Source organism: Stenotrophomonas sp. WZN-1 (genome assembly GCF_002192255.1).
Lineage (GTDB): Bacteria > Pseudomonadota > Gammaproteobacteria > Xanthomonadales > Xanthomonadaceae > Stenotrophomonas.
Genome location: NZ_CP021768.1, coordinates 521,108 through 538,231 on the forward strand (window position 1 = coordinate 521,108; position 17,124 = coordinate 538,231).

Below are 17,124 nucleotides of genomic sequence, written 5' to 3' on the forward strand. Positions count from 1 at the left end.
CGACAAAGGCAGCACTTGTCGGCGGGCCCGTGAGCGGCTATGTTTCGCGCCCAGCGGACGCATGAGCGTCCGCGATCCGTGCGTATTGACCGAGGAGCGGTTGGATGTATTCAAGGACGAAGAGCGCATCGCGCGCTTTTGCGCGCCTGCTTGCCTGTGCCCTGTGCCTGGCCGTATGGCCGATGGCCGTGCAGGCCGCGGACAAATCGCAGCAGGCCTATTGGGCCGGTTTTGCCTATACCGCTGACGCCACCGCCGTGCAGGCGACCACCCCGCATGCGCATGCGGTGCTGGAACGGCGTGGCCTGGTCCCGCTGAACCAGACGCTGGCGCAGTCGCTCAAGCGCCGCGCACCGGCCCACCTGGAACTGATCGACCAGCCGGTGGCGATGCTCGACGGCACCACCAGCGCCACGGTGCTGGCCGCTGCGCTGGACCGCGAGCTGGTCTCGGTCGAACCGATCGGCGACCAGTACAAGGTGCTGGTGGAAGTGGCGCTGCAGGCGCTGTTCTTCGATTTCCGCGAGCGCCAGGTGATCGCCTCCTATCCGCTCACCCTGCAGCGCATCGACGTGCAGGACTACCGTCCGGACAACGACGATATCGACGCGATCGTCGCCGATCTGCTGTACGGCGGTGCCGATACCAGCCTGTCGCAGGTGCTGGCGGCCAGCCTGGCGCAGGCCCGGCTGCCCGACGCCGCGGTGCGTCGCCTGCAGGTGGGTGGGGTGACCCTGTCCGACGCGGTGCGCGCCAAGCTGCCCGACCCGAAGTGGGACGCGCCGCTGCGCGCCACCCTGGCCCATGAGCTGTCCAAGACGCTGTCGTCCAACACCGGCGTCGGCCTGCTGCCGCCGGCCTCGGGCCAGGCGATCGGCGGCGCGATGGCCGCCCGCTTTGCCGACGGCAAGGTCTACCAGCTGAAGATTCCCGAACCCGACTACGTCATCAACCTGCAGGTCGATGCACTGAAGAACGGCGTGATCGAGGAAACCCCGGCAATGAAGACGATGCTGTTCGGCGCCTTCTTCACCGCCAAGGTGACCGAGCCGTTCTCGGGCAAGGTCTATTTCGAACAGTCGCTGCGCAAGGGTGCCACCAAGGTGGTACCGGTCACGCAGTGGCAGGTCGACCAGTGGTCGGCCAGCTACGAAACCCTGCTGGCGGGCTTTGATGCCTTCGCCGGCGCCGCCGCCAAGCGCGCCGATTCGCGCGCCTGGCTGGACGAACAGAAGCCGGGCGGCCGCCCGTTGCAGCAGCAGACCCAAGCCCTCCAGGAGTTGATCAAGTCATGTCGTTGATGCGTACCATCCTGCTCATCCTCATCGCGCTGGTGGTGGCCTCGCCGGTCGCTGCGCAGACCGCGAGTTCGCGCGGCACCGGCTCGGCCAGCTACGGCCTGCGCCTGAGTGCCGACACCCGCGCCCAGGCCCTGAACAAGGCCAAGGTCAATGCCCTGGAGGCGTACATCGCCGAAACCGGTGCGGCCAAGCTGCGCCTGTTCGAAGCACGCCGCGCCGAGTTCATCGGCGAGATCGACCGCTACGTGCTCAGCGCCGTGCAGCTGTCGGACACCGAAGACAAGAAGGCCAAGACCTACAGTGTCACCGTCCGCGCCGAGATCAACACCACCCTGCTGCAGACCAAGCTGGACGCCGGTTCGGCCGTGGCCGGCGCCACCGCCGCGCAGCGCTCGCTGCTGACCTTCCTGTTCATGGCACGCTCGCAGGACACCGTGCAGTCGTTCCAGGACAAGGAATATCGCCGGGTCGACGCCAGCAGCAGCTACAGCGAGAACACCCGTGAGGGCGACAGCTTCCGCGGCAACTCGGTCAGCACCAACGGCAGCATCAACCAGAACGGTTCGGTGTCGGTCACCAGCGGCGGCAGCACCACTGCACGCGCCGACAACATCACCTGGAAGGTGGCCAACGCCGCCGAGGTCAACACCGCGATGACCGGTGCCTTCAGTGCCGCCGGCTACGAAGTGGTTGAAGCCGAGTACGTGGAAGGCGAGTCGCGCGGCCTGCTCAGCATCGAGCGCATCCGCAAGGACTTCAGCACCGGCAACGACCTGGCCCCGGCCACCCTGCGCGACACCGCCAACGGCATCCGTGCAGCCAACATTCCGTACATCGCCGTCGGCACCCTCGACGTCGGCATGCGTGACCGCGATCCGGCCAGCGGCAACACCCGCGTGTTCGTCACTGTCACCGGCAAGGTGCTGGACGTGACCGGTCGTTTCCCGCGCACCGTGTCATCGGTCGGCCCGGTGCAGTTCTCCGGTACCGGCCCGAATGAAACCGTGGCCCGTACCAATGCCCTGCAGCTGGCTGCCGAGAAGGCCGCCCAGCAGATGATCAACGAGCTGAACGTCAAGGCGGTCCGCTGATCCGCCATCCCGGTGGATGCCGAGCTCGCTCGGCATCGCCCCGGGGTTACCGATTTCCCACGTGCCGCACTGCGGCCGTCTCTCCCAAAGGACTCTCACATGATCCGCAATACCGCTCTTGTCCTGGCCATCGCGGCCGCCACCCTGTCGATGCCGGCCCACGCTGGCCTGGGCAAGCTGAAGGACCTGACGGGCGCCTCCACCGGCTCCTCCAGCAGCACTTCCAGCGCCGCCGCGCCGAATGAAGCTGCGCAGGAAGCACTGGTGCGTCGTTTCGTCAGCTCGCAGTCGCACTCGCTGCAGGCCCAGACCTCGTTCGCCCGTGCCTTCGGCCTGGCCGAGCAGGTGCAGCTGCTGGAAGCCGAGCGCCAGGCGCTGTCGTCGGGTTCGGTCAGCGTCGATGCGATGAAGAAGTCGGTGTCGGTCAGCGAAGCCGCCCAGGCCGCGATCGACGAGCGCCAGGCCGCGCAGCCGGAGCTGAACGCTGAATCCAAGCAGCACTACGCCGAAGGCCTGGTCTCGCTGCTGTCCTCGGCTGCCGAAGCGCAGAAGCTGGGTGGCGAAGCCAGCAACTTCACCGCCGGCATGAAGAACCTGGGCGCGACCCAGATGGCGACTGTCGGCCGCAAGCTGGCCGCTGGCGCATGGGTGGCCAAGGAATCGCCGGGCTTCATCCAGGGCCTGTACGGTTCGACCAAGTCGGCCGTGACCTTCGCCAAGAAGAGCAAGGTCAAGGTGCCGTCCAACGCCGACTCGATGCTGGGCCAGCTGGACAAGATGAACTGATCCGAGGCGAAACCCCATGCGTACGACCTCCCGTTTGATCGGCCTGGGCCTGGCTGCCGCGCTGCTTGCAGCCTGTGGCAAGCAGGACACCCCGGCCGAAGCGCCTGCACCCGCCAAGGACAAGGCAACCAGCGCACTGGCCAGCAATGCGCCAGTGGAAGCAGCGCCCCTGCGTGGCACGCCGGATTTCGGCGGCACCACCCAGGTCGCGCGCGAGGCCGACGGCATCGGCAGCACCCCGGAACTGGCGGTGCTGGCGGCGCTGCAGTCGGCGGTGGCGCAGGTCAACGGCGTACGCGTGGCCAGCCAGATGCAGAGCCTGCGTGCAGGCCTGCATGTGGATGTGGATGACGAACACGTCGGCGATATCCGCGCCGACGCGTTCACCCAGCAGATGATCGCCGGCTCGCAGGGCGCGGTGCTGGGCTATGAAATCCTGTCGCAGGACGAAGTGCGGCAGCTGGACGAGGAAACCATCGCACGCGTGCGCGCCAGCGATGAAGGCTGGAGCTTCAAGGGTTCGGCGTCTGCCAGCGCTTCCGGCGAAGCCACGGCCAAGGGCGCCGGCGGCTCGGCCAGCGTCAGGGAAAGCTACGACGAGAAGGTCAGCGTCGATGCCAAGCGTGGCGCCAGCTCGTTCGACTCCGACGTGACCCACCGCAGCATGCGCAGCTACTGGAAGGTACGCGTGCGTGCACAGATTGCCCAGTACCGCGCACCGGACGAGCAGGGCAAGCCGAAGATCGTGGTCGCGCTGCCGCGCACCAACTCCGGCAGCTATGCCGTGGGCGATGGCCGCGTGAGCGCCGATGAAGTGGCCGACGCGATCCGCGCGCGCCTGTCGGACACGCTGACCCAGACCCAGCGCTTCATCGTGCTGGACCGCGAGTTCGGCGACGAACTGCAGGCCGAGATCGACCACATCAACAGCGGCAACGTGCGCCTGCAGGACACCGCACGCGTCGGCCAGCAGCTGGCGACCGACCTGATCCTGATCCCGACCATCGAACGCTTCGAGTACCCGCGCAGCGTGCGCAACCTGCGCATGTCCGACCGCCAGGTGACCTCGTATTCCGGTGGCGGCCGCATCACCCTGCGCCTGATCAACGCCACCACCGGCCAGGTGGTGATGTCCGACAGCTTCGATCACCAGCTGGCCTCGACGGGTCCGAGCACCCTGCCGCGCGTGGTCAACGGCCGCAGCATGGCCGCAGCGATGATGGAATCGCTGTCCGGCCAGATCGGTACCACCATCGTCACCACGCTGTTCCCGGTGTCGGTGGTGTCGGTGGACGGTGACCAGGTGGTGCTGAGCCAGGGCGGCGAAACCCTGCAGGCCGGCCAGCGCTGGCAGGCCGTGCGCCTGGGCGAGGAACTGAAGGACCCGCAGACCGGCCGCTCGCTGGGCCGCAGTGAACACCCGTGCTGCACCATCCGCATCGACCGCGTTGCTGCACAGACCTCGTACGGCACCATTGAAGACGGCGTTGACGCGATGCGCGGCGGCTTCCGTCCGGGCCAGATCGAGCTGCGCCAGAAGCTGGGCAGCAAGCCGGCTGCCGCTGCTGCTGGCGCAACGGCCTCGGTTGCACCGGCCGCCGCCGCGCGCCCGGCGGCCAAGCCGAAGCCCAAGGCTGCGGCCGCCCCGGCCGAAGACCCGAACTGGTAACAGGCTCAAGCAACACACTGATGGGGTCAGAGACCTTTCCCGCCGGGAAAGGTCTCTGACCCCTTCTTGTTTTCGTTTCCATACCGTGTCGACCAAGGTCGACACCCACCAACAGCAGCGGGAACCTGTCGAAGGCGGGGTGGGTCCGGTTGCGGGAGTGTCCGCGGCATGGATGCCGCGGCCAAGCCCCCATGGATGGGTTTACGGCGTCTCCCGCAACCGGACCCACCCCGCCATCCCACCGAATGCCTGCTTCTGCTGTTGCTGTTGCTCTGGCTGTTGCTGTTGCCCTGGCTTCGGCAGGTGCAGGGCGCAGCCCTGCCGAACCCCTTACACTCCAGAAGGATTTCCCTGCTGGAGAGAGCAATGAAACGAGTGGTACTGGGCGTGCTGGCCCTGTCGGTGTCGAGCGCACTGATGGCGGCCACCCCGAAATTCGATGGCGCGCGGATCTCCGCCGACGTCAAGGAACTGGCCTCCGACGCCTACGAAGGCCGCTCGCCGGCCACCGCCGGCGAAGAGAAGACCATCGCCTACCTCAGCAAGCAGTTCGCCGACGCCGGCCTGCAGCCGGGCGGCGACCTCAAGGACGGCAAGCGCCTGTGGACCCAGGCCGTGCCGCTGCGCAAGGGCGACATCGTCGGCGCACCCCAGCTGGCACTGCACCAGGGTGGCAAGACCGTTGCGCTGGAGCAGGGCAAGCAGATCGCCGTGCGCGCCGCCATGAACGGCGCCAGCAACGTCGACATCAGCAAGGCCCCGCTGGTATTCCTCGGCTACGGCGTGAAGGCCCCGGAGCGAAACTGGGACGACTTCAAGGGCGTGGACCTGAAGGGCAAGATCGCCGTCGTGCTGATCAACGATCCGGACTTCGAAACCGGCCAGGGTGATTTCGACGGCAAGGGCATGACCTACTACGGCCGTTGGACCTACAAGTACGAAGAAGGCGCCCGCCAGGGTGCGCTGGGCGTGCTGATCGTGCACGAGACCGCGCCGGCGTCGTATGGCTGGGCCACCGTGGCCGGTTCCAATACCAACACCATGTTCGATGTGGTGCGCGACAACCCGGCCGAGAGCCATCCGCTGCTGGAAGGCTGGATCCAGCGCGACCTGGCGGTGGAGCTGTTCCGCTCCGCCGGGCAGGACTTCGAGGCGCTGAAGAAGAAGGCGCAGCAGCGCGACTTCACCCCGGTGCCGCTGACCGGTGCCAGCCTGGACGCGAAGTACGCGGTGAAGACCGAAGTGATCACCTCGCACAACGTGGCCGCGCGCCTGGAAGGCAGCCGCCACCCGGACGAGACGATCATCTACAGCGCGCACTGGGACCACATCGGCGTGGGCGAGCCGGACGCACGCGGCGACCGCATCTTCAACGGCGCACTGGACAATGCCAGTGGTACCGCCTCGCTGATCGAACTGGCCCGTGGCTTCGCCAAGGAAAAGCGCCCGCAGCGCTCGCTGCTGTTCCTGGCGGTCACCGCCGAGGAGAAGGGCCTGCTGGGTTCGGAGTACTACGCCACCCATCCGCTGTATCCGCTGGAAAAGACCGTGGCGGTGATCAACATGGATGGCATGGCGCCGTTCGGCCCGTCGCGTGACTTCGGCATCTACGGTGCCGCGCGCTTCGAGCTGCTGGACCAGCTGAAGGACGTGGCCAAGGGCTGGGATATCCGCTACACGCCGGACCCGAAGCCCGAAGCGGGCCTGTTCTTCCGCTCCGACCATTTCCCGTTCGCCAAGCGTGGCGTGCCGGCGCTGTCCTGGTCGGCCGGCCAGGACTGGGTGGACGGCGGCGTGGCCGCAGGCAAGAAGGCGTCCGAGGACTACACCGCCAAGCGCTACCACCAGCAGGGCGACGAGTGGCAGCCGGACTGGGTGTTCGCCGGTGCCGCCCGCGACCTGGAAGTGCTGTACACGCTGGGCAACCAGCTGGCCAACGCGCGCAGCTGGCCGAACTGGAGCAAGGACGAGTCGTTCCGCGCCGTGCGTGACGCCAGCGCCGACCAGCGCAGGTAAGGGCGTTCGGTAGTGCCGGCCGCTGGCCGGCAACGGCACTCGGTCCGGGCAACCGTCCCCTGAGTCAGGGGGCGGCGCCATAGGCGCGGGGGGTGTGGGTGCTGGTGAGATGGGGCCCACGGCTTGCGTAGGCGAGCCGTGGGAGCGCCAGCGCGAATGCGCAGGCGCGTTCCCGGCGTTTCCATAATGGCTTCCATCCCCACTTTCCCGGCCTTCGTCGCAGCCCGCTTGCTTGCCCGGCGGGCCGCCCTATGCTCGGCTCACCCCCTTCCTCCAAGGCGCCGCCGTGTTTGCCAGCCTCTCTCTCCTGATCCGCCACCTGCTGGCCTGGGCTGCCGCGCTGGTTGTCGCCGGCATGGTCTGGAGCGGCATCTTCAGCGGCATGAACGATGGCCCGGGCTGGGTCTTCGGCCTGCTGGCGATGTTCCTGATGATCTCCGCGCTGGGCAGCGCGATCACCCATGTACGACGGGTCTGGCTGATTGCAGGACGGCTGGATTCGACCACCTTGTCCGGGCGCCAGCGCCGCCAGGTGGAACTGCCGATGGATGCCGGCCAGGCTTACGCCGTGGTGGAAGCGGCAATCGCCGAGCTGCCGCGCGTCGAAGACGTGGAAAGCTCGGCCGGCAGCCTGCAGGTGCGCGCGTATGTTCGCCGGGTGGATCTCTGGAATGGCCGCCAGCCGTCGCGCTGGAACCTGCCGGCACGACTGGCGATCAAGCGCAACAGCGTGCTGGCCACGGTCATGCCGGGGCAGGGCACCAGCACCGTCACCCTGCTGTTCGAACCTGATGCCGGCTGGTGGGCCGACCTGCTGGCGCTGGACGAAGGCAGCAACTTCGAGAACGCCGAGGCAGTCACCCGCGCGATCAGCCGTCGTGTCGCCGACCAGCGCCGCGACGAGCAGGCCGCCGCCGAACAGACCCAGGTCGAAAAGGAGCTGTCGGTGGCGCGGCTGAACCTGCTGCACGCGCAGGTGGAACCGCACTTCCTCTACAACACGCTGGCCAATGCGCAGGTACTGACGCGCACCGACCCGGCGCGTGCCGAACAGATGCTCGGCCACCTCATCCAGTACCTGCGGAGTTCGTTGCCGCAGGTGGACGAATCGGTATCTACGCTGGGCGTGGAGCTGGAGCGCACCCGTGCCTACCTGGAGATCCTGCGCATCCGCATGGGTGCACGGCTGGCGGTGGAAGTGCAGGTGCCGAACGAACTGCACGGCGTGCACCTGCCGGCGATGGCACTGCAGACGCTGGTGGAAAACGCGATCAAGCACGGCCTGGAACCCAAGCCCGGCGGTGGCACGATCTGGATCCTGGCGCGCGGCTTCGATGACCACGTGACCGTGACCGTGGCCGACGATGGGCTCGGCTTCGGCCAGGGTACCAGCGGCACCGGCATCGGCCTGAAGAACCTGCGCGAGCGCCTGCGCCTGACCTGCGGCGAACAGGCCGGCGTGGCGATCGTCGCCAACTTCCCCAGCGGCGTGGCCGCGACCATGACCCTGCCGCAGTCGCACAAGGAGCGCAGCCATGCCGCTTGAAGCCCTGATCGCCGAAGACGAAGAACTGCTGCGGCAGTCACTGGTGGAGCAGCTGGGCCGGCTGTGGCCGGACCTCAAACTGGTGGCCGAGTGCGAGGATGGTGCCAGCGCGCTGGAGCAGCTGGCGGAGAAGCAGCCGGACATCGCCTTCCTCGACATCCGCATGCCTGGCATCAGCGGCATCGAGGTCGCGCGCGCGCTGTCCGAACTGAGCCCGCGCACCCAGGTAGTGTTCGTCACTGCCTACGACCAGTACGCCATCGATGCGTTCGAGCAGGGCGCGATGGATTACCTGTTGAAGCCGGTCAGCGACGAGCGCCTGCTGGCCACCCGCGAGCGCATCCTGTCGCGGCTGCCGTCAACGCGACAGGACGATGCCGTGCTGGAGCGCCTGCTGCAGCGGCTGGGCCCATCGCAGGGTGCAGCGGAGCGTCCACCGCTGGCCTGGATAACCGCCAGCAACGGCCGCGAGACGCAGCTGATCATGCTGGAAGACGTGGCCTACTTCCGCGCCGACAACAAGTACACCACCGTGGTCACCGCCGCCGGCGAAAGCCTGCTGCGCACGCCGTTGCGCGAGCTGCTGGAAGTGCTCGACCCGCAGCACTTCCGCCAGATCCATCGCTCCACCATCGTCAACATGAAGGCGGTGGCGGCAGTGAGCCGCGACGACACCGGCCGCGGCGTGCTGCGCCTGCGCGGGCGCACGGAAACACTGGTGGTCAGCCAGCCGTTCATGAGCCTGTTCCGCGGCATGTAGCCGCAGCAGCATCGCCCTTGCACCGAGGAACGAACATGCCCCGACTGTTGATTGCGTGCGTCGTCGTGCTGGCGCTGGCCAGCTGCGAAAAATCCCGCAACACCTCGATCACCCGCACCCAGGCCAACGGCGTGGATACGCTGTACAGCAAGGGCACCGTCGTTGATGGCGAGGCACGCTTCCAGTGCATTGCCAGCAGCAGTGGCGCCTGCCACTACCTGGTGCTTGATCCGGCCTGCAGCCCCGACGCCGCGTGTGCCACGCCGCCGTTGCGCCGGTTCGCGGTGGCGGTGGGAAAGACCGAGGCCATGCGTGGCCTGCCCAACGGCTTCCGCCAGTGCGTCAGCCAGGACCCGATAGAACAATGCCACCGTGAGTGATCACGATGGCATTGTGGGTCCTCCCGCTTCCCTGAAGGGTCAGTAGGCAGGTTGCAGCGTCAGGTCGTGATGGTGTTCGGTCTCGCCCACATGGTTGAGGCGACCGACCAGTTCGGAGTGCTGCTTCATCCGCCCGATCTCGGTCATGATGCGGATGTCTTCATGGCGCAGTTCGCGCTTGGCGGTAACCGCCTGCTTGTAGTCCAGCACTTCCGGGTAGTGCTCGGCCAGGTCCAGCGCCTCGGCCACGTGCTCGACGCTGTCAGCCTTGGAACTGATGCGGGCGCGGCTGTTGAAGGCCTTCATCCAGCGCTCGAAACCGGCGGTCCGGTCGAACATGTTGGCCATGAACCAGATCACGAACAGGATCGAGATCCACGAACCGAACACCACGACCACGCGGGTGAAGGTGATGTGGTAATCGTCGCGCCACAGGTAGTTGGTGATCAGGCCGAGGATCAGCAACGAGGCCGCCTGCCAGCCGACGATCGAGGCGATCAGCCACTGGCACTTGGCCTGGGCCAGCACAGCCACTTCATCGCGGATCTGCTGCTCGCTGAGGCTGCGCCAGTGCGCGACCTGTTTTTCGAACGGGCTGCTGTAGAGCTCGTTGTCGCGAAGCAGTAGTCCCAAACCCTTGAACAAAGCAATCATGGCTAGGCTCCTTGTGGAACGTGCGTCGATCAGCGTTGGACGGTGTGGCGGGTTCAGTTCTAGCACTTCCAGCGAGCCGTGCAATGGGCGCAATGCCAAGCGGCGCAAGGGTTTTGTCTGAATGGGTGAATCCTGTTGCGGCGCAGCATCGTGGCCGCAGCCTGCGACAGGATGTCGCAGGGTGAAACGTGCTGCGGCCGCACATGAAACCGAGGCTGAGTGCGGGGGCTCGCCGCCGCCGTCGGGATCGCCCAGAATCGGGGGCGACCGCGCAACCTGCGGCCGTTCTTCCGCCTTTCCTGGACCTGTGATGCCGGCTCTGCTGCAGCGACTCTCCCGCCCCGTCACCGCGCCGATCCGGCGCTGGGTACTGGAGGCCTTCCCGCGTGGCCAGAGCGGCATCGACTACGACCATCCGCAGGGTGACCCGGGCTGGTTCGGCCCGGAAAGTGTCACCTGGCGGCTGCATGCCGAATTCCCCTCGATGCTCGCCGGTGGCCTGTGCGCGCTGATGCTGCAGACGCTGCACCCACGCGCGCTGGCCGGGGTCTATGACCACTCAAATTTCCGCCAGGACCTGGTGGGGCGCCTGCGCCGCACCACGGCCTTCGTTGCCGGCACCAGCTATGCACCCACCGGCGAGGTGGAGGCGCTGGTGGCCAAGGTGCGCCGCATCCATGCGCAGATCCGCGGGCAGACCGCGCAGGGCGAGCCCTACGCCGCCGACGATCCGCAGCTGCTGACCTGGGTGCACGTGACCGAAGCGTTCGGGTTCCTGCAGGGCTTCCGCCGCTACGGGCGCGAGGTGCCGGCGCACATCGCCGATCGTTACTACGACGAATACCGCTGCGTGGCCGAGGCACTGGGCGCGGTGGATGTGCCGCGCAGCGAAGCGGAAGTGGCGGCGTACTTCTGTGCGCGGCAGCCGGAGCTGCGCGTCGACGAACGCTCGCGCGAGGTGCTGGAGGTGTTGTCCGGAGTGCGCCTGCCGGTACCGGTGCCGGGGCTGTCGCGCGAAGTGTTCCTGGGTGCGGGCGCGGCACTGCTGCCGGACTGGGCCGAAGGCATGCTTGAACGCAGTGGCCGCCAGCGCGCGCAGGCGGCGGCGTCGGCGAAGCTGATGCAGGGCATGGCGCCACTGTTCCGTCGCGCGCTGCCTGATGGCCTGGCCAGCCGCGCCTGTGCGCGCATGGGCGTGCCGGTGGCGGTGTTGCGCGAGTGGCCCGCGGTTGCCAGGTAGGTGCCAACCTTGGCTGGCACGCATTTCGCGATGCCACAGACGCCCCAACCAGGGGGGGCATCTACCAGAGCGGATTCCGCAGTAGATCCACGCCATGCGTGGATGGGCTTCACCCGGCCACCTTCAACCCACGCAACAGCATCTCCAGCGCCGCCGTCGCCTGCCGCAGGCGCGCGTCGCCATCGTCGCCCTCGGCGATCCAGAACGCGGCCTCGGCCAGGCTTCCGTAGATCAGCGACGCCAATGCCTGGGCATCCACCGGTGCCACCACACCCTGCGCGATCATCTGTTCGATCAGCTGCTGCATCGAGTGCACGCAGTGGCGCTGCGATTCCGGTGAGGCGCCACCGAGCACCGCGCGCGCGTCGCGCAGCACGATGCGCTGGATCTCCGGTTCCAGCGCCAATTCCAGATAGGTGCGGCAGCGTTGCACGAAGCCGTCCCAGGCATCGTCTGTGCCGTCGCTGATCGCCTGCAGGCGCAGGTCGGTCTCGGCGTCCAGCTGGGCGACCACGGCTGCCAACAGGCCCTTCTTGTCGCCAAAGTGGTGGTAGAGCGCACCCCGGGTCAGGCCGGCCTGGGCGGTCAGGTCATCCATCGAGGTGGCGGCATAGCCATGCTCGCTGAACACCCGGCGGGCGGTGGCCAGCAGGCTGGCGCGGGTTTCTTCCATCTCGGCGCGGGTGCGGCGGACCATCCGGAGCTCCTTACATACGCGGTGCATGATTATTTACATACGGTGCGTATGAATGCAGCCTCTTATTCATACGCTCTGTATGTATTGTCGTGGCGCCGCGTGCGCCAGGCAAGCCGCTGCCCTGGAGAATTCGATGGCTACCCCCTACCGCGACCTGTTCGCGGCCCCCGGCACCGCCGGCCTTGCTCTCGCGGGCCTGCTGGCACGCCTGCCGTTGCCGATGACCGGCATCGGCATCATCACCCTGCTGTCGCAGTTGCGCGGCAGCTACGCGTTGGCCGGTGCGGTGTCGGCCACCTTCGTGCTGGCCTACGCGCTGCTGTCGCCGCAGGTATCGCGCAGAGTGGATCGCCACGGGCAGAGCAGGGTGCTGCCGTGGGCTACGGCGGCCAGTGCCACCGGGTTGCTGGCGCTGCTCGCCTGCACAGTGCTGGCTGCGCCGGACTGGATGCTGTTCGCGGCAGCGATGCTGGCCGGTTGCATGCCCAGCGTGTCGGCGATGGTGCGCGCGCGCTGGACCGCGATCCACCGCGGTCGCCCGCAGTTGCAGACCGCGTATTCGCTGGAAACCGTGTTCGACGAGGTCACCTTCATTGCCGGGCCGCCGCTGTCGGTCGGGTTGTCGGTGGCGGTATGGCCGCAGGCCGGCGTGCTGGCGGCCGCCCTGTTGCTGGTGGTGGGCGTGGCTGCGCTGGTGCTGCAGCGTGGCACCGAACCGCCGCTGCAGCCCGGCGAAGGTGCAACGCCCTCGCGCTCACTGCTGCGGCAAGCGGAGATCCGGCTGCTCACGTTGCTGATGCTGGCGATGGGCGTGATCGTCGGCACTGTCGACATCACCAGCGTGGCTTTCGCCGAACAGCGGGGGCAGCCGCTTGCCGCCAGCGCGGTGCTGTCGGCCTACGCGCTGGGCAGCTGCGCAGCGGGCCTGCTGTTCGGTGCGTTGAAGCTGCAGGTGCCGTTGCAGCGCCTGTTGCTGACCGGAGCTGCAGCCACCGCGCTGACCACGTTGCCGCTGCTGTGGGTTGGCAGCCTGCCGGCGCTGGCGGTGGCGGTGCTGCTGGCCGGGTTGTTCTTCGCGCCGACGATGATCGTGGCGATGTCGCTGGTCGAACAACGCGTGCCCGAACCGCGCCTTACCGAAGGCATGACCTGGTTGCTGGCCGGACTGAACATCGGTGTGGCACTGGGTGCTGCGCTGTCCGGGCAGAGCGTCGATGCGGGGGGCGTGCGCAGCGGCTTTGTCGTTGCGCTGGTGGCAGGCGGTGGCGTGCTGCTGTTCGCCGTGCTCGCGCAACGTGCACTGCACCCGTCTGCTGCATCCACATCCTCCTAAGGAATCATCCCGTGAGCGCTTCATCGCCTGCGCATGCCACGCCTGTGCCCCGCCATCCATGGTGGGCGGTATCCGCCGTGGGCCTCGCTACGTTCTCGGTGGTCACCACCGAAATGCTGCCGGTGGGCCTGCTGACCCAAATCGCCAACGATCTCGGCGCCTCCATCGGCACCGCCGGCCTGATGATCTCGCTGCCGGCCCTGCTTGCGGCGCTGTTCGCACCGCTGGTGGTGATCGCGGCCGGTGGCATCGATCGCCGTCGCATCCTGTGCGTGCTGCTGGGCCTGCTGCTGGTCGCCAACATCGCCTCGGCGCTGGCACCGGGCATCGGCTGGCTGCTGGCTGCGCGCGTACTGGTGGGGTTCTGCATGGGCGGCATCTGGGCCATCGCCGGTGGGCTGGCAGCGCGCCTGGTACCTGCGCAGCGCATCGGCCTGGCCACCTCGATCATCTTCGGCGGTGTGGCCGCAGCTTCGGTGCTGGGCGTTCCGTTGGGCGCGCTGATCGGCGATGCATTGGGCTGGCGCAGCGCGTTTGCGGCGATGGCGCTGTTCAGCGCGGCGGTGATGCTGCTGCATCTGCGGGTGGTTCCGGCGTTGCCGGTCACCACGTCGGTGCGGCCAGCGCAGTTCGTGCAGCGGCTCGGACATCGCGGCCTGCAGCGCGGCCTGTGGCTGACCCTGCTGCTGGTGGCCGGGCACTTCATCGCCTTTACCTATGTGCGGCCGTTGCTGACATCCGTTTCTGGCGTGGATGCGTCGTGGATCGGTGCACTGCTGTTCGCCTATGGCCTGGCCGGCATCGCTGGCAACTTCATCGCCGGGCCGATGACTGCGCGGCACCCACGTGGCACGCTGCTGGCGATCGCATCGGGCCTGTTGCTGACGCCGCTGTTGTTCCTGTGGCTGGGCAGCACGCCGACCGGCGGCATTGCGGTGCTGTTGCTGTGGGGCCTGGCCTACGGCGGCGTGTCGGTCGGCCTGATGAGCTGGATGATGAAGGCGGTGCCGCAGGCCGTGGAGATCGCTACGGCGTTGTATGTCGCGGTGTTCAACATCGGCATCGCACTGGGTGCATGGGGCGGCGGCCGCCTGCTCGATGGCGTGGGCCTGCATGCGAATCTGTGGGCAGCGGCCGGGCTCGCCATGGTCGCCACGCTGGTGATTGCCATAACGCGTCGGTAGATCCACGCCGTGCCAACCAAGGTTGGCACCCACCAGAGCGGGGCATGTGCCGACCAAGGTTGGCACCCACCAGAGCGGGGCATGTGCCGACCAAGGTTGGCACCCACCAGAGCGGGGCATGTGCCGACCAAGGTTGGCACCCACCAGAGCGGGGCATGTGCCGACCAAGGTTGGCACCCGCCAGAGCGGGGCATGTGCCGACCAAGGTTGGCACCCACCAGAGCGGGGCATTCGCCAACCAAGGTTGGCAGCTACCAGGAAATGAAACGGGCGCCTTGCGGCGCCCGTTCCGGTTACATCACCACACCTTGACCCGCTTGTCCGGGGCCAGGTACAGCTTCTGGCCTTCCTTCACTTCGAACGCCGGGTACCAGGCGTCGATGTTGCGCACGGTCAGTGCGCGGAACTGGCCCGGTGCATGCACATCGGTCAGCAGCGAATTGCGCAGCGCCTGCTCGCGGCTCTTGCTGCGCCATGCCTGGGCGAAGCCGAGGAAGAAGCGCTGGTCCGGGGTGAAGCCTTCCAGGGTCTGGCCCGGCTTGCCCTGCAGCGACAGCTGGTAAGCGTCGTAGGCGGTACCCAGGCCGGCCACGTCGGCGATGTTCTCGCCCAGGGTCAGCTTGCCGTTCACATGCACGCCCGGGAACGGCTCGTAGCTGCTGAACTGCGCGGCCAGCGCATCACCGGCTGCATTGAACTGCTTCAGGTCTTCGGCGGTCCACCAGTTGTGCAGCTTGCCGGTCTCGTCGAACAGCGCGCCGGCGTTGTCGAAGCCGTGGCTGATCTCGTGGCCGATCACCGCGCCGATCGCACCGTAGTTCACCGCGTCGTCGGCCGCACCGTCGAAGAACGGCGGCTGCAGGATCGCAGCCGGGAACACCAGGCGGTTTTCCAGCGGCACGTTCATCGCATTGATGGTCTGCGGCAGCATCGCCCACTCGCTGTGGTCGACCGGCTTGCCCAGCTTGGCAATGTTGCGCTGGTACTCGAACAGCTCGGCGCGCTGCGCATTGCCCAGCGGGTCATCACGGCGGATCTCAAGGCCGGTATAGTCGCGCCACTTCTCCGGATAGCCCATGCCCACCGTCAGGCCGTTGACCTTGGCCTTGGCATGCGCCTTGGTCTGCGGCGACATCCACGACAGGGCATCGATGCGCTTGGCGAAGGCGGCGATGATGTTCTTCGCCATCTCGTCTGCACGCTCCTTGGTCTTCGCGTCGAAGTGCTTCTCGACATAGCGCTTGCCGATCGCTTCGCCGACCGCATGGTTGGCGTCGTCCACCGCGCGCTTCCAGCGGTCGCTCTGCTGCGGCGTGCCGCTCAGCGCGGTGCCGTGGAAGGCGAAGCGGGCATCGGCGAACTTCTTCGGCAGGTAGGCGGCGGCGCGATCCAGCGCGTGGAAGGCCAGGTAATCCTTCCAGGCGTCCAGCGGCTCGGTGGCGACCAGCCTGGACAGGCCGGCCACGGCCTTGGGCTGCCACACGATGAAGTCCTGCTGGTTGCCCAGCGCGGCCGCATCAAGGAAAGCGTTCCAGTCCATGCCCGGTGCCTTGGCGGCGAAATCGGCCTGGGTCCAGGGGTTGGCACCCTTGGTCACGTCGTTGGTTTCTTCCTGGGTGGCGTGCGCCTGCGCGATCTTGGTTTCCAGCGCGAGGATGCGCTGCGCCTTGCCGGCCGGGTCGGCGACGCCGGCCAGCTGCAGCATCTGCGCGATATAGGCCTGGTACTGCTTGCGCAGTTCGGCCATGCGGCCACCGCCCAGGTAGAAATCACGGTCGGGCATGCCCAGGCCGCCCTGCACCAGGTACGGCGCGGTGCGGTCGGGCTGCAGCATGTCCACCGACACCCACAGGCCGAACAGGCGGTCGGTGTAGAAGTTGGTGGCGTTGAGCAGGTCGACGTCGGCGCGCAGGTCGCCACCCAGGGCACGGGCCAGCCCGGCCTTGTCGGCGATCGCATCGATGGCCTTCAGCTGCGGCTGCACCGGCGCAAGGCCGTGCTGCTCGATGCCGGCCTCGTCCATGTAGGCGGCGTAGTAATCGCCGATCAGCTTGTCGTTACCGCTGGCCTGGGTGTTGCCGGCGGCGCCTTCGAGGATGGCGCGGGTATCGGCCAGGGTCTTCTCGGCGATGACGTTGAAGCTGCCGAAGCGCGAACGGTCGGCCGGAATCTCGGTGTTCTTCACCCAGGTGCCGTTGGCGAAGCCGAAGAAATCATCGCCGGCGGCGATGCTGCGGTCCATGCCGCTGGCATCGAAGCCGAAGCTGCCCAGCATCGGCTTGGCCGCTGCGGGTGCGGCGTCGGCCGGCGCGGCGGTACCGGCGGCCGGTTCGGCCGGGCGGTCGCAGGCGGCCAGGGACAGGCTGGCAACGATGGCCAGCGCCAGGGTGGGACGGCGCAGCTTGGACATGGACTTCTCTTGCAGCGGAAAACCCCAAGTCTAATCCGCCTCGGCGCCACTGGCCGC

The 17,124-nt window shown here is 67.6% G+C and carries 14 protein-coding genes; 11 read left to right on the forward strand and 3 right to left on the reverse strand.

What is annotated here, in order from left to right:
* Positions 1-104: 104 nt before the first annotated feature.
* The 8 genes from CCR98_RS02410 (at position 105) to CCR98_RS02445 (ending at position 9,549) form a co-directional block, all read left to right on the forward strand.
* Positions 105-1,301, forward strand: a complete 1,197-nt coding sequence (locus CCR98_RS02410) for a hypothetical protein (RefSeq protein ID WP_087921383.1) — start codon at positions 105-107, stop codon at positions 1,299-1,301.
* Positions 1,292-2,392 carry a hypothetical protein gene (locus tag CCR98_RS02415; protein ID WP_014035818.1) on the forward strand — a complete coding sequence of 367 codons (1,101 nt, stop codon included), beginning with the start codon at positions 1,292-1,294 and terminating at the stop codon, positions 2,390-2,392. The genes CCR98_RS02410 and CCR98_RS02415 overlap by 10 nt, the downstream gene beginning before the upstream one ends.
* A gap of 99 nt (positions 2,393-2,491) precedes the next feature.
* A complete protein-coding gene (locus tag CCR98_RS02420) occupies positions 2,492-3,178 on the forward strand; it encodes a hypothetical protein (protein WP_014035819.1) in 687 nt (228 codons plus the stop codon).
* Between the two features lie 16 nt (positions 3,179-3,194).
* A complete protein-coding gene (locus tag CCR98_RS02425; protein WP_087921384.1) occupies positions 3,195-4,847 on the forward strand; it encodes a CsgG/HfaB family protein in 1,653 nt (550 codons plus the stop codon).
* A 366-nt stretch (positions 4,848-5,213) separates the two neighbouring features.
* Positions 5,214-6,863 carry a M28 family metallopeptidase gene (locus tag CCR98_RS02430; protein ID WP_087921385.1) on the forward strand — a complete coding sequence of 550 codons (1,650 nt, stop codon included), beginning with the start codon at positions 5,214-5,216 and terminating at the stop codon, positions 6,861-6,863.
* Positions 6,864-7,149: 286 nt separating this feature from the next.
* Entirely contained in the window at positions 7,150-8,409 is a 1,260-nt protein-coding gene (locus tag CCR98_RS02435) for a histidine kinase (RefSeq protein ID WP_087921386.1), read from the forward strand.
* Entirely contained in the window at positions 8,399-9,169 is a 771-nt protein-coding gene (locus CCR98_RS02440) for a LytTR family DNA-binding domain-containing protein (RefSeq protein WP_087921387.1), read from the forward strand. Before CCR98_RS02435 ends, CCR98_RS02440 begins: the two co-directional genes overlap by 11 nt.
* A 35-nt stretch (positions 9,170-9,204) precedes the next feature.
* Complete coding sequence (locus CCR98_RS02445; RefSeq protein ID WP_087921388.1) at positions 9,205-9,549, forward strand: hypothetical protein; 345 nt, start codon at positions 9,205-9,207, stop codon at positions 9,547-9,549.
* 39 nt (positions 9,550-9,588) lie between these two features.
* Here the strand turns inward: CCR98_RS02445 and CCR98_RS02450 are convergent, their stop codons facing one another.
* A complete protein-coding gene (locus CCR98_RS02450) occupies positions 9,589-10,203 on the reverse strand; it encodes a hypothetical protein (protein ID WP_014035825.1) in 615 nt (204 codons plus the stop codon).
* A gap of 310 nt (positions 10,204-10,513) precedes the next feature.
* Between CCR98_RS02450 and CCR98_RS02455 the strand changes: the two genes are divergently transcribed.
* The gene (locus CCR98_RS02455) at positions 10,514-11,443 is read left to right on the forward strand and encodes an oxygenase MpaB family protein (protein ID WP_087921389.1); all 930 of its coding nucleotides are present in this window, start codon (positions 10,514-10,516) and stop codon (positions 11,441-11,443) included.
* A 109-nt stretch (positions 11,444-11,552) separates the two neighbouring features.
* On the opposite strand, the gene CCR98_RS02460 is transcribed toward CCR98_RS02455, so the two are convergent.
* Entirely contained in the window at positions 11,553-12,140 is a 588-nt protein-coding gene (locus CCR98_RS02460; RefSeq protein WP_087921390.1) for a TetR family transcriptional regulator, read from the reverse strand.
* A 133-nt stretch (positions 12,141-12,273) separates the two neighbouring features.
* Here CCR98_RS02460 and CCR98_RS02465 point away from each other — a divergent pair, with 133 nt between their 5' ends.
* The gene (locus CCR98_RS02465; RefSeq protein WP_087921391.1) at positions 12,274-13,473 is read left to right on the forward strand and encodes an MFS transporter; all 1,200 of its coding nucleotides are present in this window, start codon (positions 12,274-12,276) and stop codon (positions 13,471-13,473) included.
* Between the two features lie 11 nt (positions 13,474-13,484).
* A complete protein-coding gene (locus CCR98_RS02470) occupies positions 13,485-14,657 on the forward strand; it encodes an MFS transporter (protein WP_087921392.1) in 1,173 nt (390 codons plus the stop codon).
* Positions 14,658-14,955: 298 nt separating this feature from the next.
* Here the strand turns inward: CCR98_RS02470 and CCR98_RS02475 are convergent, their stop codons facing one another.
* Entirely contained in the window at positions 14,956-17,067 is a 2,112-nt protein-coding gene (locus CCR98_RS02475) for a M13 family metallopeptidase (protein ID WP_087921393.1), read from the reverse strand.
* Positions 17,068-17,124: the final 57 nt, after the last annotated feature.